A 19,772-nucleotide genomic window follows, 5' to 3' on the forward strand; every position below is an offset into this window, starting at 1 on the left:
CACACTACACTATGGATAATGCGATGGCCTCAGGATGAGATTAAATAGTAAACAAGAGCGCATTTTTAAACTGGCGCTGATTCTCGGCAACGGGCAACCGGTCCCCTCAACGGAACTGCTGGAAAAGCTAGGTTGTTCGGATCCAACGTTATCAAGAACGCTGAAAACGTTGCGTGATACCTATGCGGCGGAAATAAAATACAGTAAAGCCGCCCATACCTATCAACTTGTCGCTAGTGGCTCCTTGACGAAGGAGATGATGGAGCGAATGGCAGAAGCGATCCGTGTCAATAGCGACCTAAAAATGCCGATGACTTCGGGTAAAGTCGTATTGAATAAGGATCAAAAAACGGCTATTTCGCTGTCGGTTAAACGCTCGGTGCTACGTAAACTGGACCGGCTGGCCTGCCTGGCGATGCTTACCCGTAGCGGCGCGGTAGAGATGCTGGCGCAAAAGTTTATTGATGAATTAATTGATTCATTTTACAACCAAAAGCGCTGATTATATCGTTCGCCGCCCTATGTCCGGGCGGCAACAAACATCTACTTGAGCTGTCACGCTATCAACCCCGTTATCTCAATTTAGCCACTCAATATCTGCAGTCAGGTAGCGCCGGGAATCGTACCGGCCAGCAACAGTAACTGCCGCCCTATCTGGTCTTTAAACTGCTGTTTATCCGGATGGAAATATAACGGCTCGCCAATATTGACGTCGATGAACAGGGGTAAAGGAATGCGGTTGCCTTTAGCCATCACCCGTTCGGTACCTTTGAGCCCTATAGGGATAATAGCGACCTGCGGCAAACTTTGGCTGAGATACCAAAGCCCTGATTTTATCGGCGCTATCACTCCCGGTTGTCCGCGGGTACCTTCAGGAAAAAGGATCAGGATTTGTTCATCACGTAGCGCTTGTTCACAGGCCGCTAACGGATTTTTCCCCTGCCCGCGGCGCGCTACGGGAATAATATTCAGTACATTCAGGGTGAACCAGGCCAGCGCTTTATTACGTAAAAAATAGTCCGCCGCCGCCACTGGATGAACTTGTCTCTGCGTTCGCAACGAAAATAGCGCCAGCAGCGCGAACACATCCATATGGCTGTTATGATTAGCCACCACGATCGCCGGCCCCTTTTCCGGCAGGCGCTCACGATGTTTCACCCGCAGCCCTAGCCACAGCCAGGCTAATGGCCAGATAACCACTATCGCAAACAGCATTCTAAAGCCATTTTTTAGCATCATGTCAGTAGCAGGAATAACGAATAAAATGGAAGAATACCGGCGCGGTAAAGATAAGAGAGTCCAGCCGGTCAAGAATGCCGCCGTGGCCCGGCAGCAAGGTACCGCTGTCTTTCACCCCAATATCGCGTTTCACCGCCGACATCACCACATCTCCGCAGAAACCCGCGCTGCCGATCATCGCGCCCGCCAATAACGACATCTGCCAGTTAAGCGGCGTCATTATCGGCCCCAGCAGCCATGCGGCCAGCGTGGTGCAGCCTATACCGCCAAGCAATCCGGCCAGGGTCTTATTTGGGCTCACGGTTGGCGTGATTTTGATCCGCCCCAATGATTTACCCCAAAGATACTGCGCAATGTCGTTGAATTCGGTTAAGCCCACCAGAAACAGCACCAGCAGCGCGCCGGTTTGCTGACCGTTGGTTGGCAACACCAGCAAAGAAGCCACGTGGCTAAAAGCGAAGACGGTGGTCATCAGCCCCCAATGGTGCTGCGCGGCGCTATGTAAAAACCCCCGGGTATCCCCCGCCAGAACCATTCTCGCAGGCAGGAATAAAAAGGCGTACACCGGAATGAAAATGATATACAGACCGTACCAGCCAATACTGATTAGCCAATAGTTGATGGGGATGGCGATGAACATCCACAGTACGGGCATGCGGTCAGCCTGTCGGGAGGGCACCAGAGTCAAGAACTCTTTCAGCGCCATAAAGCTGACCAGCGCGAAAAAGGTCAGCGCCAACCAGCGCGGGCTGAGCAACGCCAGCGAAAAAAGGACGATAATCACCCACCAGGTGTGGATCCGTAAGGTCAACTCACGCCAGTTTTTCTCAGGCTTCCGCCAGCGCAGCAGACCATCCACTGCTGTCGCCAATAGCAATAGCAAAAAGATAACCGCCAGAGAACGCAGCAATAGCGTCATGCCCTGGCTCCGGGCAGAACGCTGGAACAGCGGTTGATAATGGTCCAGATAAGTAGCAAGGTAACGAGCCCCCACAGCATATTGCTCCATACCGCCACGTCCGGCCACAGGTTCAATGCTATCCCCCAACCGCCAAACACCATAGCGCGATCGCTTTTCCCCATCGGCCCGGCGTAACTACGCACGCCGCCAATCGCCTGCGTCAGCACTCCGGCAAACTCACTGAGAACCGTACAAAGCAGCATTGTTAACACCAGCGTCGGATGGCTACCGGGAAGCAATAAAAAAGGAAGATATAACGCAACATCGGAGATCACATCGCCAAATTCGTTGAGCACCGCGCCGAGTCGGGACTGCTGACGACACTCTCGGGCCAGCATGCCATCAAGCGCATTCAGCGCCATACGGATAAACAGAACGACTGGAAGTATCCAGTAAAGAGTGTAATGCGGAAAGATCGCCAGGACTAAGCCGGTCAGAACGGATAATAACAAGGCGGCGAGCGTCACCTGATTGGCGGTGACCGCTCGCTTCGCCAACCAGAACATGATTGGCCGCAGCAGCGCCTGAAACGCAGGTTTCACGCTGTAAAGCGTCATTGTCGATCCTCGATAAAGTCAAAGGACCATATTGCGCTTAGCCGCTGCGTGACAAAAGACGGCAAAGTAAAATTCAGAATCCGTTAATATTCAACAAGCTAATAAAAAAATTAATAACATTCAGCTCGACGATTTTGGCCGCAGGTTTTCATCAAATTCCAGACGCTTGCGCCCGGCCTCCATCTCTTTTAATGGCTCCACCTGATGTAGCGTCTGCTTACAGCGTTCGACCAGCACCTGGTATTCACGGGTACCGTGTTTTTTCCACTCCAGCTCCTGTTCGCTCAGCGTACGAATCGCTTTTGCCGGGCTGCCGATGATCAAATGGTTAGCAGGCATTTCCGCTTTCGCTTTTACGAAAGCAGAAGCGCCGACAATACTATTTTCGCCAATTACCGCCCCGTCGATAATCACCGCGCTCATTCCCACCAGCGCGTTGCGGCCAATCACACAGCCGTGCAGAATTGCGCCGTGGCCGATGTGACCGTCCTCTTCCACCACGGTATCCTGGCCGGGGAAGCCGTGCATGACGCAGTTATCCTGAATATTGGCTCCGTCTTTTACTACAATACGGCCGAAGTCGCCGCGCAGGCTGGCATTAGGCCCAACATAGACCCCTTTTCCCAGGATCACGTCGCCAATGAGTACCGCCGTCGGATGAACATAGCTCTCATCCGGCACCACTGGCGTCAGCCCATCAATCTGATAAATCGGCATGCAATCTCCTTAGACGCCCGGCAAACCGCCAAAGCGTTGAAAATAAAGCGGTCCCGGCGCGGGAAGCTCGCCAACCGAGCTTTCACCTTTCTCGCCGACAAACGCCAGCGCGCCGGGGGTCACGCGTTGATAAATATTGATGCACAGCTGCCGCGCGGTTTGCCCGGCCCAGTGTGCGGGAAGCAGCTCTTCCGGCAGCAGCGGGTCTTTAAGCACCACCCGGCGATAGAAATGGATAAGGAGCAGTTGGATCTGGAAACAGCGCTCCGGCGTCAATTCTGACGGTTCGCTGTCGCGCAGCAGCGGCAGTAACGGTCGGAACAATGCGATAAACGCCTCGTACATCTCATTTTGTTCGGTGAGATGCCAGCACTCTTCTACGCGGTCGCGCAGCGCCGCCCTTGAGAGCGCCAGCGGCGAATGGGCTTCAAAACAGATGACGTTTTCGGCAACGCCCGCTTCATGTAGCAGCGATTGGACATCGGCCAGCTTTTGCGACGGCGAAGCCAGCAGGCTCGGCGCCAGCGCGCCAAATCCCTGCCATAACAGTTGCTTTTTGACTTCCGCCAGAACCGTTTTTTCTAACCCTTCCGACAATAGCAGCAGCCAGGTTCCGTCCCATTCGGGAGCGTTCGCCCGGTAGATTTTATGTTCCGCGCGCCGGGTCAGACGTAGTCCTTTATCGCTCAGGCGATAAAAGCTGCGCCGGCCGATACGCACGACGTCTAGCCACTCTTCTTTATTGAGGCGAAATAGCGCGGTGCGAACAAAGCGCTCGCCAAATCCTAATCCTTCCAGCAGCGCCGCGACGCTACCCAGCCACACTTCCCCACCGCGTTGTAATAAGGCGTCGCCATACAGCGAGGCAATCAATGACGTGCCGCTTATCGGCATCGCCGTTACAGCTTGTTGAATAAAGGCGTCGAGTTTACTCATCTGATTCATTCTGTTGTTATATTTTTCCTTTATGAATCATAGCACAGGAAATTCCCGGCTTACGGCGTAAAGGCCTCAGCCGGGTTACCGGGGAGAGAATTAACCGCTAACCACCGCTTTACGCAGGTCGAATACCCGACAGGCTTTCCCTTCAGAGCGAGGAATGCTGCCGCAGTTGACGATAGTAATATCGGTGGAGATCCCGACCATCGACTTAATACGGTGACGCAACTGATGGCAAATCTGGCAGCGTTGTTCATGACTCAACGCCAGCCCACTCTCTTTCAGCTCAACGCGTACCGCCAGCGAATCAAGATGACCGCGGCGATTGACCTCTAACTGATAGTGCGGCGCCAGGTGTTCAAACTTGAGGATCTCCTCTTCCAGCTGCGAGGGGAAAACGTTAACCCCGCGGATAATCAACATATCGTCGCTGCGTCCACTGATGCGATCCATGCGGCGCATGGTCCGCGCGGTTCCCGGCAGCAGGCGCGTCAGGTCGCGGGTACGATAGCGGATCACCGGCAGCGCTTCTTTGGTCAAGGTGGTAAACAACAGTTCGCCATGCTCGCCATCCTCCAGCGGCGTACCGTCGTCCGGGTTGACGATTTCCGGGAAGAAGTGGTCTTCCCAGATGGTCGGGCCATCAACGGTTTCCAGACACTCCATCGCCACCCCCGGCCCCATCACCTCTGACAGACCGTAAATATCCAGCGCGGTGATCCCCAGGCGGCGCTCGATTTCCGCGCGCATCGCCAGCGTCCACGGCTCGGCGCCAAACACGCCGACCCGCAATGAACAGCCGCGGGCATCGCCGCCCATCTGGCGCTCCAGCTCTTCAATCAGATTCAGGCAGTAGGACGGCGTCACCATGATCATATCCGGCTGGAAGTCGCGGATCAGCTGCGCCTGTTTTTCGGTCTGTCCGCCGGACATCGGGATCACCGTCGCGCCTAAACGCTCCGCGCCGTAGTGCGCGCCAAGGCCGCCGGTAAACAGGCCGTAGCCGTAGGCGACGTGAATTTTATCTTTCGCTGAACCTCCGGCCGCACGCAGCGAACGGGCGACAATATTGGCCCAGTTATCAATATCGTTTTGCGTATAACCTACCACCGTCGGTTTGCCGGTGGTGCCGGAAGAGGCGTGAATGCGCACCACCTGCTCCATCGGCACCGCAAAGGTATCGAAGGGATAGTTGTCGCGCAGATCTTGTTTAGTGGTACAGGGGAATTTTTTCAGATCGTTTAATTCCCGAAAATCGTCAGGGTGCACACCGGCGGCGTCGAATTTGCGGCGATACATCGGCACATTTTCATACGCATGCTTGAGCGTCCATTTCAGGCGCTGGGTTTGCAGGGCCTGCAGTTCATCACGCGATGCGGTTTCAATCGGATCTAATTTTGTAGTAGTTATCATTGTAGGGTACTCGCAGGTAAATTAGCTCACACTCGCTCGAGGATCATGGCAATGCCCTGACCCACGCCAATACACATCGTACACAGCGCATAACGTCCGCCCCGGCGTTGCAGCTCAAGGCTGGCGCTGAGCGCCAGCCGCGCGCCGCTCATGCCCAGCGGATGGCCTAACGCGATGGCGCCGCCGTTGGGGTTCACGTGCGACGCATCATCCGGCACGCCGAGTTGTCTGAGCACCCCCAGCGCCTGCGCGGCGAAGGCCTCATTCAGCTCAATCAGGTCCATATCGTTAATATTGAGCCCGGCTCGCTCCAGCACTTTACGCACTGCCGGTACCGGCCCCAGGCCCATCAGGCGCGGCTCAACACCCGCCGTCGCCATCGCCACAATACGCGCGCGCGGCGTGAGCCCCTGTACGCTGGCCTGCTGTTCACTGGCGATAATCAGCGCCGCTGCGCCATCGTTAACGCCGGATGCATTTCCAGCCGTAATGACTCCGCCTTTCCGGAACGGCGCTTTTAATAGCGCGAGTTGCTCAAGCGTGGTTTCCGGTCGAGGATGCTCATCATCGCGTACCGCGCTGACCGCTCCTTTCTTGCCGATGATCTGCACCGGCACGATTTCCTGCGCCAGAATGCCGTCGCGCTGGGCCTGCGCCGTGCGCTGTTGGCTGCGCCAGGCGAAAGCGTCCTGATCGGCTCGGCTAATATTTAACAATTCAGCTACATTCTCTGCCGTTTCCGGCATGCTGTCAGTTCCGAATTGTTGCGCCATGAGCGGGTTCACAAAACGCCAGCCAATCGTGGTATCAAAGAGTTCCGCCTGACGCTGGTACGGCGTGCTGGCTTTTCCCATCACGAATGGCGCGCGCGACATCGATTCGACGCCGCCGGCAATCAACAGATCGGCATCGCCGGCTTTGATCGCCCTGGCGGCAAAACCGATCGCATCCAGACCCGATCCGCACAAGCGGTTAATCGTGGTGCCCGGCACGGTATGCGGATAACCGGCCAATAGCGTCGCCATGTGCGCCACGTTGCGGTTATCTTCACCGGCCTGGTTAGCACAACCGAAAATCACATCATCAATCGCTGCCGGGTCGAGCCCGGGGTTACGGCTCAGCAGCTCACGCAGCGGGATCGCCGCCAGATCGTCGGCGCGGACGCCGGCCAGCGCTCCGCCGTAGCGGCCAATCGGCGTGCGGATCCCGTCACAAATAAAGGCGTCGCGCATTACACTTCTCCCGTGATTGTGCCGCCGATGCGGTGCGATTTGCCGCGGAACAGGGCCACAATCTTTTGCTGTTGATTAACAATTTCGATGTCGTAGACGCCGGTCAGCTTGCCCTGCTGTTTGACTCTGGCGGTGGCGACCAGCCTGTCGCCGGCAAACGCCGGACGAAGAAAATCAATGCTCGCCGCCGAGGCCACCGCCGCCAGCCCCTGGCTGTTACAGGCGTAAGCGAAAGCGGTATCGGCAAGCGTAAATAGTTGACCGCCGTGACAGGTTTGATGGCCGTTAAGCATGTCCGCCGAGACGGTCATGCTCATCTGCGCAAAACCGTCGTCCATTTCGATAAGTTCGATCCCCATCTTTCTGGCGCAGGTATCTTTTTCGTACATCACGCGCGCGTTGCGCCACGGATCATTGCTCATGGTGCTTCTCCATCAGCGCCTTCTGGCGCAACAGGGAACTGGGGCGATAGCGCTCCTCGCCATAATGGTGTTGCAGGTTCTCCAGCAGTTGCAGCACCCGCCGCCAGCCAAGGCTTTCTCCCCACGCCAGCGGGCCTCGCGGATAGTTGACGCCAAGGCGCATGGCGGTATCGATGTCTTGCGGGCTGGCGACGCCTTTTTGCACCGCATCCAGCGCTTCGTTAATCAGCATCGCCACCGTGCGCCACACCAGCAGGCCGGGATAATCGGCAATACGCAGCACTTTCTTGCCCTGCTGCTGGAAGTAATGCACGGCCTTGTCAGTGGCCGCAGGCGCGTTGGTCGCCGCTGCGGCCAGCACCACCGTATCGCTGGCGCACAGGTCATACACCACCACCGGGCGTTGATGCTTAAGGCTCAGCGCCAATGCCGTTTCGCCTTCAGTCTCCAACAATAAGAGTTCATCGAGTTCTGTGACGCTGTCACTTACAACCGTAATAGATTGAACACCACTAGATACCGGCGGCAGCGCCGCGTCCGGCTGCGTCTCGGCGGGCCAGCGATAGACGCCGTGGCCGCTCTTTTTACCCAATCGCCCGGCCAGCGCCAGCTCTTGCTGTAGTAGCGATGGTAGGTAGCGGCGGTCCTGCCAGAAGGCGTTGAATACCGAACAGGTCACGGCGAAGTTGACGTCCTGGCCAATCAGGTCAGTCAATGCCAGCGGTCCCATCGGAAAACCGCCGCCGTCACGCAACGCGGCATCAATAACCTCAGGGGCGGCAACCAGCTCTTCCAGCGCGCGCCAGGCCTCGGCGTAGAAGGGACGCGCTACGCGGTTAACGATAAAACCGGGCGTTGAGCGGCAGCGCACCGGCTGTTTCCCCCAGCCGCTTACGCACTGGCACAGCTGCTCTACCACCTCATCAGACGTCTCGAGCCCACTCACTACCTCGACCAGTTTCATCACCGGCGCCGGATTAAAAAAGTGCAGCCCGGCCACCCGCTCCGGGTTTTTGACCCCGGCGGCGATGGCGGTAATCGAAATAGACGAAGTGTTACTGGTCAACAGCGTTGACGGCGCGCATATCTCCGCCAGCTGTGCGAACAGCGCCGTTTTTACCTCCAGCCGTTCAGAGGCCGCTTCAATTACTAAATCCGCGTCGGCAAGCGCGGCTAAATCGTGAGCCGGATGCAGGCGCGCCAGCAGCGCGTCGGCCTGCTCTGAGGCCAGTTTGCCGCGCTCGACCCGCGATGCCAGACGCATAGCAATGCCGTCGATCGCCTGGGCAATCGCGGTTTGATTAATATCGAAAATACGCACCGGATGTCCGGCGGCAGCGGCCACTTCGGCAATACCGGCCCCCATGGTGCCGCTGCCAATCACCGCCACGGTAGCTAAGGATGTTGTCATGGCCTATTTCCCGCTGAACTGTGGTGGCCGTTTGGCCAGAAACGCGCTGACCCCTTCGCGGTAATCATCGCTGCGCCCGGCCAGGCGCTGATAATCGCGCTCAAGATCCAGCTGCGCATCGAGACTGTTGGTTTCAGAAGCCAGCAGCGCCTTTTTAATCAGCCCAAGACCAAACGTCGGTTGCGCCGCCAGATGGCGCGCCAGCTGCAGACTGGTATCCGCCAGTTCTGAATCGTCCACCAGTTGCCAGATAATCCCCCACTGCGCGGCCTGTTCCGCGCTGAGGCTATCGCCCAACAGCGCCAGCCCCATCGCGCGCGCACGGCCGGCCACCCGCGGCAGGAACCAGCTGCCGCCGCAGTCCGGCACCAGGCCGAGCTTGCTGAACGCCATCACAAATTTGGCTGAACGCGCGGCCAGCACGATATCGCAGCCCAGCGCCAGGGTAGCGCCCGCGCCGGCGGCAACGCCGTTGACCGCGCAGATAACCGGCTTCGGCAGCGCCGCCAGACGGCGTACCAGCGGGTTATAAAAACGTTCTACCGACAGGCCGAGATCCGGCGGCGGGCCGCTGGGGTCGACATTGCGGTCGTTCAAATCCTGGCCGGCGCAAAAGCCGCGACCAGCGCCGGTGATCAGCAAGCAGCGCACGCCGTCATCACGCTCGGCCTGCTTCAGACATTCCGCCAGCTGTTGATGCATCAGATCGTTAAAACTGTTGAGGCGGTCCGGGCGATTGAGGGTAATGGTCATGACGCCCTGTTCCACTGCGCTGAGAATGAAAGCTTCCATGATTAGCGTCCTTTAAATTCCGGTGTACGTTTTTGTAAGAAGGCGTCGATGCCTTCGCGACGGTCCTCGGTAGCGCTCAGCAGGCTAAACAGCTGGCGCTCCTGTTGCAGACCAGCCTGCAGGCTGACTTCCTGCGACAGGCGCAGCGACTGTTTTGCCGCCCGTAGCGCCAGCGGCGAATGGCTGGCAATGGTGGTTGCCAGTTTCAGGGCATACTCATCGGTTAACGCCGCCGGATGGATATCGCTAACCAGCCCGGCCTGCTGCGCCTGGCGGGCGTCAATACTCTCACCGCTCAGCACCATCCGGCTGGCCAACGCCTTGCCAACGCTGCGGATCAGACGCTGGGTGCCGCCCGCGCCCGGCATAATGCCGAGGGTAATTTCCGGCAGGCCAAAGCGGGCATTGTCACCGGCAACAATCAGGTCACACAGCAGGGCCAACTCGCAGCCGGCGCCAAGCGCGTAGCCGTTGACCGAAGCGATGAGCGGTTTAGTGAAAGCATCGATACGCGCCCACAACCGCGGGCGAACATCATCAAGGGTGGCTGGCAGATCTTTTTCCGCCATCTCGTTGAGATCGGCCCCGGCGGCGAAAAAACGCGCGTTACCGCTGATAACGCAGACGCCGACGCTGTCATCAATTGACGCCGCCTCCAGCACCTCGGCAATCTGGGTTAAGAGGGCATTGTTCAGCGCGTTGCGGGCCTGCGGGCGGTTCAGCGTCAGCTGTAACACCCGGCCATGACGGTGGATCAGCAGGTCACTCATGCCATCCCCCGCGCGTCAAAGTCGACCACCACATCGCCGCTGGTTGGCAGCGACTGGCAGCTCAGCACGTAACCCGCCGCCAGCTCGTCCGCTTCCAGGCTGTAATTGGCGGCCATCGCCACTTCACCGCGTAGCACTTTGCATTTACAGGTAGCGCATACCCCGCCCTTACAGGCGAACGGCAGATCGGCGCCCTGACGCAATGCGGCATCCAGGATGCTGTCGTCTTCGGCGCTGAGGGCGATAAGCCGATCGCGCCCATCCTGGCGGATGGTCACCGTGCGCCCTTCCGCCTGCACTCCAGCGGCCCGCTTCACATTGCCGCCTGGGGTATTAAAGCGTTCGAGATGAATGGACTTCTCCGGCACGCCAAGTTCGCGCAGCGTCGTTTCCGCCTCATCCATCATCACCGCCGGACCGCAGATAAAGGCCTCGTCGAAACGGCTAAAATCCAGCAGATGGTCAGCGAGCTGGCGCAGTTTGTCGCCGTCAATGCGGCCCTGTAGCAGATCGCTGTCCATCGACTCCTGGCTAAACAGATGTATCACCTGCAGGCGCTGCGGATAGCGGTCTTTTAAATCGGCCAGCGCCTGGCGGAACATCATGCTATGGCTGCTGCGGTTACCGTAGATCAGCGTGAAGCGGCTTTGCACCTCGGTCGCCAGCGTCGCGCTAATGATAGCCATCATCGGCGTGATCCCGGAACCGGCGGCAATCGCCAGATATTCACCCTGCCGTTCAGCCTGCGGTTGATAACCGAAATGCCCCTGCGGCACCATCACCTCCAGCTCCATACCCTGCTGGATATCGTGCTGGGCGTAACGCGAGAAGCGCCCGCCGTCGATGGCTTTGACCGCGACGCTAATTTCCCCTGGCGTGCGGCTGCGACAAATGGAGTAACAGCGGCGCAGTTCTTCGCCGCCCAGACGGGCTTTTAGCGTCAGATGCTGGCCCGGGCGAAAACAGTATTCCGCCTGCAGGGCTTGCGGAATCGCAAAAGTGATGGTCACCGCATCGCGGGTTTCCGGCTCGACTCTCGCCACCTTAAGCGAATGGAACGTCGTCATGGCAACCTCAAATACATTTAAAGTAATCAAAAGGTTCGCGGCAGCTGTCGCAGCGATAGAGCGCTTTACAGGCCGTGGAACCGAATTCGCTAATCAGCGAGGTATGGGTGCTGCCGCAGCGCGGACAGCTCACCTCAGCGGGCATGTCCGCATGGCAGGCGTGCCCCTGGGGCGGGCTGATGCCGTACTGGCGCAGGCGCTCGCGGGCATCCTGATTCATCCAGTCGGTGGTCCACGGCGGATCCAGCTGCAGGACGATATGTACCGGCACAAAGCCATGCTCGCTCATGACCGTACGGATCTCGCCCAGCAGATGCTCCGTCGCCGGACAGCCCGAATAGGTCGGGGTAAAGCCAATCACCCAGCCGTCGCCGTGGCGCGCGACGCTGCGCACCATTCCGAGGTCGGTGATGGTGAGTACCGGCACTTCCGGATCCGGGATCGCGCTTAATAATCCCCAGATGGTGCGAACCTCTGCAGGAGCGATATCGGCAAGACGTTGCATAGTCACCTCACTTACCACTGCAGTCCAGGATGCGAACGCTGCAGATACTGCATCTCCGCCAGCAGCGGGCCGAGATGTTCACTGTGCAGCCCCTGTTTGCCACCGCTGCGGAAGGCAGCTTCCTGCGGGATTTGTAAGCCGGAGTCGAGCAGCGCCGTGTGTACCGCGCTTTGCCATTCGGCCTGAAGCTCGCGCGGATCAACCGCAATGCCCTGCTCAACCAGGCTGAGCTCCACTTCATCGGCAAGGAACAGTTCGCCGGTGAAGCGCCAAAGATTGTCGACCGCCTGCTGCATTTTGCGGTTTGATATCTCGGTGCCGTTACCCAGTCGCTCCAGCCAGCCGCGGCTAAAACGCTGGTGGTAACGCACCTCTTTCAGCCCTTTAGCGGCAATGGCCGCCAGCTGCGTATCGCGGCTGTTCACCAGGCGGCTGAACAGGGCGACGTGCCAGACGTCGATAAAGAACTGGCGGGCGATAGTGTCGGCAAAATTGCCGTTTGGCTGCTCCACCAGCAGCAGGTTGCTGAACTGGCGCTCATCGCGGCCAAAGGCCAGCGTATCTTCGTCGCCGCAGCCGTTAAGCTCGGCGGCATAGCTTAAAAAATTGCGCGCCTGTCCGAGCAGGTCGAGGCCGATGTTGGCCAGCGCAAGATCGATCTCGAGCTCGGGCGCATGGCCGCACCAGGCGCCTAAACGCTGGGCCAGAACCAGACCATTGTCGCCAAGGCGCAGGGCGTAGGTGGCTACGGGGTTAGGGTTATTCATCGCCGCCTCACATATGTTCCATGCCGTCCGGCACGGTATAGAAAGTCGGATGACGGTAGACTTTGCTTTCCGCCGGGTCGAAGAATTCGCCGCGTTCTTCCGGCTGCGAAGCAACGATTTCGCTGGCCTTCACCACCCAAATTGAGCAGCCTTCGCTGCGGCGGGTGTAGGCATCGCGGGCATTCTCCAACGCCATTTGATCATCGGCAGCGTGCAGACTGCCGACGTGACGATGGGATAACCCCTGTTTGCTGCGAACGAACACTTCATATAACGGCCAGTAAACTTTGCTCATGTTGTCTCTCCTCATGCCGCGCTGCGGGCCTGCTGTTTTTGCGCATGGGCCAGTGCGGCTTCGCGCACCCATTCGCCCTCTTCCCAGGCCTTACGCTTGGCGGCCAGCCGCTCGTGGTTGCAAATGCCACGGCCGCTAATCACCTCGTTAAATTCCTGCCAGTCGATTTCGCCGAAGCGGTAGTGGCCGCTGGCTTCATCAAAGCGCAAATCCGGGTCCGGTACGGTCATACCGAGGATCTCTACCTGCGGCACGGTGTTATCGACGAAGCGCTGACGTAGCTCGTCGTTGGAGTGCAGTTTGATTTTCCACGCCATGCTGCGGGCGCTGTTCGGCGAGTTGTCATCGTTAGGGCCAAACATCATCAGCGCCGGCCACCAGAAGCGGTTAATAGCGTCCTGCAGCATCTGCCGCTGCGCGTCATTGCCCTGCGCCAGCGCCATGCAGGCTTCAAATCCCTGGCGCTGGTGAAAACTCTCTTCTTTGCAGATTTTGACCATCGCCCGGGCATAGGGGCCGTAGGAGGTCCGGCACAGCGCCACCTGGTTGACGATGGCCGCGCCATCGACCAGCCAGCCGATCACGCCGATATCGGCCCAGCTGAGGGTCGGGTAGTTAAAAATAGAGGAATATTTCATCTGCCCGTCGAGCATTTTCTGATACAGGTCTTCCCGGGCGCAGCCCAGCGTTTCCGCGGCGCTATAGAGATAAAGCCCGTGTCCGGCCTCATCCTGTACCTTAGCCAGCAGGATCGCTTTGCGGCGCAGCGTCGGCGCGCGGGTGATCCAGTTGCCTTCCGGCAGCATGCCGACAATTTCCGAGTGCGCGTGCTGACCTATCTGACGAATCAAGGTCTTACGATAGGCATCCGGCATCCAGTCCCGCGGTTCGATGGCCGTTTCCTGCGCGATGCGCTGGTCAAAGCGTTGTTCTTCTGTCACGTCATCACCTTTATGATTCCGATATTCACAACAAAAACATTTATGTGAATCACTTTGTTTATTGAAGGTTACATATTAGTTAAATAAAACCACAAATTTTGTTTGTTCTTTTTGTGATGATAACCGCAAAACCTTTTGTAAATAGCATTAACAACAATCACATAAGCAAAAAACCTAATTAACCACCGATCACAATGTTAATAAAATATTAAATATAGACTTGCATTTTATGATTCATAAAAGAACTATTTATAGTAATCATGCGTAACACATTTGGAGATTTGCGATGCAGCAGTTAGCCAGTTACTTATCCGGCGCCTGGCAGACCGGCCGGGGCCGCGCCCGTACTATCCATCACGCCATCACCGGCGCGGCGCTTTGGGAGGTGACCAGTGAAGGCCTGGATATGGCGCAGGCGCGTCGTTTCGCGATTGAACGCGGTGGCAAAGCCCTGCAGGCGATGACCTTTATTGAACGCAGCGCGATGCTGAAAGCGGTAGCAAAACGGTTGCTGGAGCAGAAAGACGAGTTCTACGCCATCTCCGCCCAAACCGGCGCCACTCGCGCCGACAGTTGGGTGGATATTGAAGGCGGTATCGGTACTTTGTTCACTTATGCCGGGCTCGGTAGCCGCGAACTGCCGGACGATATTCTGTGGCCGGAAGACGAGCTTATCCCGCTCTCCAAACAGGGCGGTTTTGCCGCGCGTCATGTGCTGACATCAAAATCAGGCGTCGCCGTCCATATCAACGCCTTCAACTTCCCCTGCTGGGGAATGCTGGAAAAACTGGCGCCGACCTGGCTTGCCGGCATGCCTGCTATCATTAAACCGGCAACCGCTACCGCCCAGCTCACCCAGGCAATGGTGAAAGCGATTGTCGACAGCGGCCTGGTGCCGGAAGGCGCCATCAGCCTGATTTGCGGCGGCGCGGGCGATCTTCTCGACCATCTCGATAGCCAGGACGTAGTGACCTTTACCGGCTCAGCCGCCACCGGCCAGCAGCTACGGACTCACCCTAACCTGGTGGCCAAATCTATTCCCTTTACCATGGAAGCAGATTCGCTCAACTGCTGCGTATTAGGTGAAGACGTCACGCCGGAGCAACCGGAATTTGCGCTGTTTATTCGGGAAGTGGTCCGCGAGATGACGGCGAAAGCCGGGCAAAAATGTACCGCTATCCGCAGAATCATCGTGCCACTGGCTCAGATTAATGCGGTTAGCGATGCACTGATCTCCCGCCTGCATAAAGTAACCGTCGGTGACCCTGCGCAGGAGGGCATTAAGATGGGGGCCCTGGTTAATAGCGAGCAGCGTCAGGACGTGCAGGATAACGTCAATAAACTGATTGCCGCCGGCTGCGAAGCGCTGCTCGGCGGACAGGCAGATCTTAATGCTGATGGCGCGTTCTTCCCGCCGACCCTGCTGTACTGCCCGCAGCCGGATGAAACGCCAGCGGTTCACGCCATTGAAGCCTTTGGCCCGGTGGCGACGCTGATGCCGTATCGCGACCGCCAGCATGCGCTCACGCTGGCACGCGCCGGTGGCGGTAGTCTGGCCGGTACGCTGGTCACCGCCAGCGGCGAGCTGGCGCGCGAGTTTATTCTCGGCGCCGCGCGCGCACATGGTCGTATTCAGATACTGAACGAAGCATCCTCCGCGGAGTCCACCGGCCACGGTTCGCCGCTGCCGCAGCTGGTACACGGCGGCCCCGGCCGTGCTGGCGGCGGAGAAGAGCTCGGCGGACTGCGTTCGGTGAAACACTATATGCAGCGTACCGCGATTCAGGGCAGCCCAACGATGCTGGCGACCATAAGCCAGCAGTGGGTGCGCGGCGCTCAGGTGAATGAAGACCGCATTCACCCGTTCCGTAAATACTTCGAAGAGATCCAGCCTGGCGATAGCTTATTAACCCCGCGCCGAACGCTGACCGAAGCGGATATCGTTAATTTCGCCTGCCTGAGCGGCGATCATTTCTACGCGCACATGGACAAAATCGCCGCCGCTGAGTCGATTTTCGGCGAGCGGGTGGTCCACGGTTATTTCCTGATCTCCGCTGCGGCAGGGCTGTTCGTCGATGCCGGCGTCGGGCCGGTTATCGCCAACTACGGCATGGAAAACCTGCGCTTTATTGAGCCGGTCAAACCGGGAGACACCATTCAGGTTCGTCTGACCTGTAAGCGGAAAACGGTTAAACGTCAGCGCAGCGCCGATGAAAAAGCCACCGGCGTGGTGGAATGGGCAGTCGAGATTTTCAACCAGCATCAGCAGGCGGTGGCGCTGTATTCCATTCTTACCCTGGTGGCGCGCCAGCAGGGAGACTTCCCGGCGTAGTCAACACGCAGGCACCACGCGCTTAATGCCTCTACGGAGGCATTTTTTACGTCCGTCTGGCAAAACTGACAAACAAGCTGGCAAAAGCAAACAAACGTTCGCGGGCGGCAGACTGCTAGGGTAAGCGTAACAAAGCCGACATTCGCAGCGGCAACAACAACACAACAATAAGATGAGGTCACAATGGCAAACGGATTGATGTTTTCCCCCCGTAAAACCGCGCTGGCGCTGGCCGTCGCGGTGGTTTGCGCCTGGCAATCACCGGTCTTCGCTCACGGTAGCGAAGCGCACATGGTGCCGTTGGATAAAACGCTGCAGGAATTCGGCGCCGATGTGCAGTGGGATGACTATGCGCAAATGTTTACCCTGATAAAAGATGGCGCTTACGTCAAAGTAAAGCCCGGCGCCAAAACGGCGATCGTCAACGGTAAACCCCTTGATCTACAGGTGCCGGTGGTAATGAAGGAGGGTAAAGCCTGGGTCTCCGATACCTTTATCAACGATGTGTTCCAGTCCGGTCTCGATCAGACCTTCCAGGTCGAAAAGCGCCCTCACCCGTTAAACTCGCTCTCGGCGGCGGAAATCAGTGACGCAGTGACCATTGTTAAAGCCGCGCCGGAGTTTCAGCCAAATACCCGCTTCACTGAGATTTCGCTGCACGAGCCGGATAAAGCGGCGGTATGGGCCTTTGCCCTGCAGGGAACGCCCGTTGATGCCCCGCGCACCGCCGATGTGGTGATGCTCGATGGCAAACATGTCATTGAAGCCGTCGTCGATCTGCAGAACAAAAAAATCCTCTCATGGACGCCGATTAAAGGCGCCCACGGGATGGTGCTGCTCGATGACTTCGTCAGCGTGCAGAACATCATCAATGCCAGCAGCGAATTCGCTGAGGTGCTGAAAAAGCACGGTATTACCGATCCCAGTAAAGTGGTCACCACCCCGCTCACCGTCGGCTACTTTGATGGCAAAGATGGCCTGCAGCAGGATGCGCGTCTGCTGAAGGTCGTCAGTTATCTCGATACCGGCGACGGCAACTACTGGGCGCACCCGATTGAAAACCTGGTGGCGGTGGTCGACCTTGAAGCGAAGAAAATCATCAAAATTGAAGAAGGCCCGGTGATCCCGGTACCGATGGAACCCCGTCCTTATGATGGTCGCGACCGCAACGCCCCGGCGGTGAAACCGCTGGAGATAACCGAACCGGAAGGTAAAAACTACACGATCACCGGCGATACCATTCACTGGCGGAACTGGGATTTTCATCTGCGCCTGAACTCGCGCGTCGGGCCCATTCTCTCGACGGTGACTTACAACGATAACGGCACAAAACGCCAGGTAATGTATGAAGGTTCCCTCGGCGGGATGATCGTCCCCTACGGCGACCCTGACGTCGGCTGGTATTTCAAAGCCTATCTGGACTCCGGCGATTACGGTATGGGCACCCTAACATCGCCGATTGTTCGCGGTAAAGATGCGCCGTCAAATGCGGTACTGCTGGACGAAACTATCGCCGATTACACCGGCAAACCGACCACTATTCCAGGCGCGGTCGCCATATTCGAACGCTATGCCGGGCCGGAATATAAGCATCTGGAAATGGGCAAACCTAACGTCAGCACCGAACGCCGGGAACTGGTGGTGCGCTGGATCAGTACCGTCGGGAACTATGATTATATCTTTGACTGGGTGTTCCATGACAACGGCACCATCGGTATCGATGCCGGCGCCACCGGCATTGAAGCGGTGAAAGGCGTGATGGCGAAGACCATGCACGACCCCAGCGCCAAAGAGGATACCCGCTACGGGACGCTGATCGACCATAATATTGTCGGCACCACCCACCAGCATATTTATAATTTCCGCCTCGATCTTGACGTGGACGGTGAAAACAACACCCTGGTGGCGATGGATCCTGAAGTGAAGCCAAACACCGCCGGCGGCCCGCGCACCAGCACCATGCAGGTGAATCAATACACAATCGATAGCGAGCAGAAAGCGGCGCAGAAATTCGACCCTGGCACTATCCGCCTGCTGAGCAACACCAGCAAAGAGAACCGCATGGGTAACCCGGTCTCTTACCAGATTATCCCTTATGCCGGCGGCACGCACCCGGCGGCGACTGGCGCCAAGTTCGCCCCGGACGAGTGGATATATCATCGCCTGAGCTTTATGGATAAACAGCTGTGGGTGACGCGCTACCATCCAAGCGAACGTTATCCGGAAGGAAAATATCCCAACCGTTCCGCCCAGGATACCGGCTTAGGGCAGTACGCGAAGGATGATGAGTCGCTGACTAACCACGATGACGTCGTGTGGATTACCACCGGCACCACTCACGTCGCGCGCGCCGAAGAGTGGCCAATTATGCCGACCGAATGGGCGCATGCGCTGCTCAAACCATGGAACTTCTTTGACGAAACCCCAACGCTTGGCGAGAAGAAAAAGTAATCTTAACCCGCGGTGAAATCGAGCAGGATTTTACCGCCTCTTCCCGGCTGGCCTGCGGCGGCAATCGCCTCACGCCAGTCGCACAGCTTTATCACCTGCGCCGCGGGCTGCGCTGTGGTCGGCAGCTGTCGCCAGATCCCGGCAAACGCCGCCTGCCACGCATCAACGCTGAGTGTCGATAAGGCCTCCCGCAGATGAAATTTGCGTACCGATGCGCTGCCTCGCGTCTGGATGAGCGGTTTACCGGATAACAAGCCATAAGAGACCAGCGTTGACGACACCGGCAGTACCGCCAGCAGAAAATTCGCCAGCTCACCGCCAACCGCATCAAACACCAAATCGCTGTACTGACTGACTTGTTCAATCAGCGCCCTGTCGCCTTCGAGTAGCGGGTAGACGCCATACTGCTGCAAGCGCGGGATGTGCTGCGGCGAGCGAATAATACCGCTGACCGAACGCGCGCCCATGGCGAGCGCCCACTGTGCCAGCAGGCTGGCGCAGGACGATGAAGCGGCGGTCAAAAGTACCTGTTTCCCCGCTACCTGCCAGCGCGTGAGCATCAGCATCGCGGTCAGCGGATTGATATAGCCGCGCGCGGCCACGATGTCATCGATGTCTTCAGCGACCGGCACCAGCCAGCGCGGATCAATATCAAGATAACGCTGCCAGGTTCCGGCGCCGCGTAGCGGTAGGACCCGCTGCCCCAGTCGTGGACGCCCACTCGTCGAGTCTTCAATCACCACCCCAACGCCTTCATAGCCCGCCACCGATGGCAGCGTCGTACGATGGCGGTAAGCGCCGGTAATGGGGATCAGATCGGAAGGGTTGACCGGGGCATAGCGCATTTGTACCCGAACAAGTCCGGGCGCCAGCGGCGGCAACGGCAGGTGATGCAGCGCGAGCACCGTTTCCGGCGCGCCGTACTGCTGATAGCAAAGCGCATCATTCCACATAGCGGGGC

At 58.0% G+C, this 19,772-nt stretch carries 20 protein-coding genes; 3 read left to right on the forward strand and 17 right to left on the reverse strand.

All coding sequences use genetic code 11. The annotated features are described in order from the left end of the window. Nucleotides 1–34: 34 nt before the first annotated feature. Nucleotides 35–502, forward strand: a complete 468-nt coding sequence (locus tag ABLV17_RS24020) for a tellurium resistance protein TerW (RefSeq protein WP_113373229.1) — start codon at nt 35–37, stop codon at nt 500–502. A gap of 101 nt (nt 503–603) precedes the next feature. Here ABLV17_RS24020 and ABLV17_RS24025 read toward each other — a convergent pair whose 3' ends face one another. The 16 genes from ABLV17_RS24025 to paaA all read right to left on the reverse strand — a co-directional run bounded on the left by ABLV17_RS24025 (nt 604) and on the right by paaA (nt 14,028). After that, complete coding sequence (locus tag ABLV17_RS24025; RefSeq protein WP_308958701.1) at nt 604–1,215, reverse strand: lysophospholipid acyltransferase family protein; 612 nt, start codon at nt 1,213–1,215, stop codon at nt 604–606. 25 nt (nt 1,216–1,240) lie between these two features. Next, entirely contained in the window at nt 1,241–2,158 is a 918-nt protein-coding gene (locus tag ABLV17_RS24030; RefSeq protein WP_087859467.1) for a phosphatidate cytidylyltransferase, read from the reverse strand. Beyond that, on the reverse strand, nt 2,155–2,757 hold the full coding sequence (locus tag ABLV17_RS24035) for a CDP-alcohol phosphatidyltransferase family protein (protein ID WP_087859466.1): 603 nt from the start codon (nt 2,755–2,757) through the stop codon (nt 2,155–2,157). Before ABLV17_RS24035 ends, ABLV17_RS24030 begins: the two co-directional genes overlap by 4 nt. A 120-nt stretch (nt 2,758–2,877) precedes the next feature. Beyond that, a complete protein-coding gene (paaY, locus tag ABLV17_RS24040) occupies nt 2,878–3,474 on the reverse strand; it encodes a phenylacetic acid degradation protein PaaY (protein ID WP_113373226.1) in 597 nt (198 codons plus the stop codon). A gap of 9 nt (nt 3,475–3,483) precedes the next feature. Next, nucleotides 3,484–4,410, reverse strand: coding sequence for a phenylacetic acid degradation operon negative regulatory protein PaaX (gene paaX, locus ABLV17_RS24045; protein ID WP_026612287.1), 927 nt, complete (start codon nt 4,408–4,410; stop codon nt 3,484–3,486). A gap of 99 nt (nt 4,411–4,509) precedes the next feature. Further along, nucleotides 4,510–5,826 carry a phenylacetate--CoA ligase PaaK gene (gene paaK / locus ABLV17_RS24050; protein ID WP_004224503.1) on the reverse strand — a complete coding sequence of 439 codons (1,317 nt, stop codon included), beginning with the start codon at nt 5,824–5,826 and terminating at the stop codon, nt 4,510–4,512. 26 nt (nt 5,827–5,852) lie between these two features. Further along, nucleotides 5,853–7,058: a 3-oxoadipyl-CoA thiolase gene (gene pcaF / locus ABLV17_RS24055; protein WP_113373225.1), complete on the reverse strand. Its 1,206-nt coding sequence runs from the start codon at nt 7,056–7,058 to the stop codon at nt 5,853–5,855. Continuing rightward, nucleotides 7,058–7,480, reverse strand: coding sequence for a hydroxyphenylacetyl-CoA thioesterase PaaI (gene paaI, locus ABLV17_RS24060; RefSeq protein ID WP_023279988.1), 423 nt, complete (start codon nt 7,478–7,480; stop codon nt 7,058–7,060). The genes pcaF and paaI overlap by 1 nt, the downstream gene beginning before the upstream one ends. Then, entirely contained in the window at nt 7,470–8,891 is a 1,422-nt protein-coding gene (locus tag ABLV17_RS24065) for a 3-hydroxyacyl-CoA dehydrogenase (RefSeq protein WP_308958700.1), read from the reverse strand. The genes paaI and ABLV17_RS24065 overlap by 11 nt, the downstream gene beginning before the upstream one ends. A gap of 3 nt (nt 8,892–8,894) precedes the next feature. After that, nucleotides 8,895–9,683, reverse strand: coding sequence for a 2-(1,2-epoxy-1,2-dihydrophenyl)acetyl-CoA isomerase PaaG (gene paaG, locus ABLV17_RS24070; protein WP_032711767.1), 789 nt, complete (start codon nt 9,681–9,683; stop codon nt 8,895–8,897). Between the two features lie 2 nt (nt 9,684–9,685). Further along, nucleotides 9,686–10,453 carry a 2,3-dehydroadipyl-CoA hydratase PaaF gene (gene paaF, locus ABLV17_RS24075; RefSeq protein WP_113373222.1) on the reverse strand — a complete coding sequence of 256 codons (768 nt, stop codon included), beginning with the start codon at nt 10,451–10,453 and terminating at the stop codon, nt 9,686–9,688. Continuing rightward, the gene (gene paaE, locus ABLV17_RS24080; protein WP_308958699.1) at nt 10,450–11,520 is read right to left on the reverse strand and encodes a 1,2-phenylacetyl-CoA epoxidase subunit PaaE; all 1,071 of its coding nucleotides are present in this window, start codon (nt 11,518–11,520) and stop codon (nt 10,450–10,452) included. The genes paaF and paaE overlap by 4 nt, the downstream gene beginning before the upstream one ends. A gap of 7 nt (nt 11,521–11,527) precedes the next feature. Continuing rightward, nucleotides 11,528–12,025, reverse strand: a complete 498-nt coding sequence (paaD, locus tag ABLV17_RS24085) for a 1,2-phenylacetyl-CoA epoxidase subunit PaaD (RefSeq protein WP_308958708.1) — start codon at nt 12,023–12,025, stop codon at nt 11,528–11,530. A gap of 11 nt (nt 12,026–12,036) precedes the next feature. After that, entirely contained in the window at nt 12,037–12,792 is a 756-nt protein-coding gene (gene paaC / locus ABLV17_RS24090; protein WP_308958698.1) for a 1,2-phenylacetyl-CoA epoxidase subunit PaaC, read from the reverse strand. A gap of 7 nt (nt 12,793–12,799) precedes the next feature. Continuing rightward, nucleotides 12,800–13,087: a 1,2-phenylacetyl-CoA epoxidase subunit PaaB gene (paaB, locus tag ABLV17_RS24095; RefSeq protein ID WP_004224492.1), complete on the reverse strand. Its 288-nt coding sequence runs from the start codon at nt 13,085–13,087 to the stop codon at nt 12,800–12,802. A gap of 11 nt (nt 13,088–13,098) precedes the next feature. Further along, complete coding sequence (paaA, locus tag ABLV17_RS24100) at nt 13,099–14,028, reverse strand: 1,2-phenylacetyl-CoA epoxidase subunit PaaA (RefSeq protein ID WP_016160906.1); 930 nt, start codon at nt 14,026–14,028, stop codon at nt 13,099–13,101. A 286-nt stretch (nt 14,029–14,314) separates the two neighbouring features. Here paaA and paaZ point away from each other — a divergent pair, with 286 nt between their 5' ends. Next, nucleotides 14,315–16,360, forward strand: a complete 2,046-nt coding sequence (gene paaZ / locus ABLV17_RS24105; protein WP_308958697.1) for a phenylacetic acid degradation bifunctional protein PaaZ — start codon at nt 14,315–14,317, stop codon at nt 16,358–16,360. 183 nt (nt 16,361–16,543) lie between these two features. Beyond that, on the forward strand, nt 16,544–18,811 hold the full coding sequence (gene tynA / locus ABLV17_RS24110; RefSeq protein WP_348854733.1) for a primary-amine oxidase: 2,268 nt from the start codon (nt 16,544–16,546) through the stop codon (nt 18,809–18,811). 2 nt (nt 18,812–18,813) lie between these two features. Here the strand turns inward: tynA and ABLV17_RS24115 are convergent, their stop codons facing one another. Then, nucleotides 18,814–19,764 (reverse strand): zinc-dependent alcohol dehydrogenase family protein, encoded by a 951-nt coding sequence (locus ABLV17_RS24115; RefSeq protein WP_087859455.1) that lies wholly within the window; start codon nt 19,762–19,764, stop codon nt 18,814–18,816. Between the last annotated feature and the right edge of the window lie 8 nt (nt 19,765–19,772).

Origin of the sequence: Klebsiella sp. CN_Kp091, from assembly GCF_040065095.1 — a bacterium.
Classification (GTDB): domain Bacteria; phylum Pseudomonadota; class Gammaproteobacteria; order Enterobacterales; family Enterobacteriaceae; genus Klebsiella; species Klebsiella aerogenes.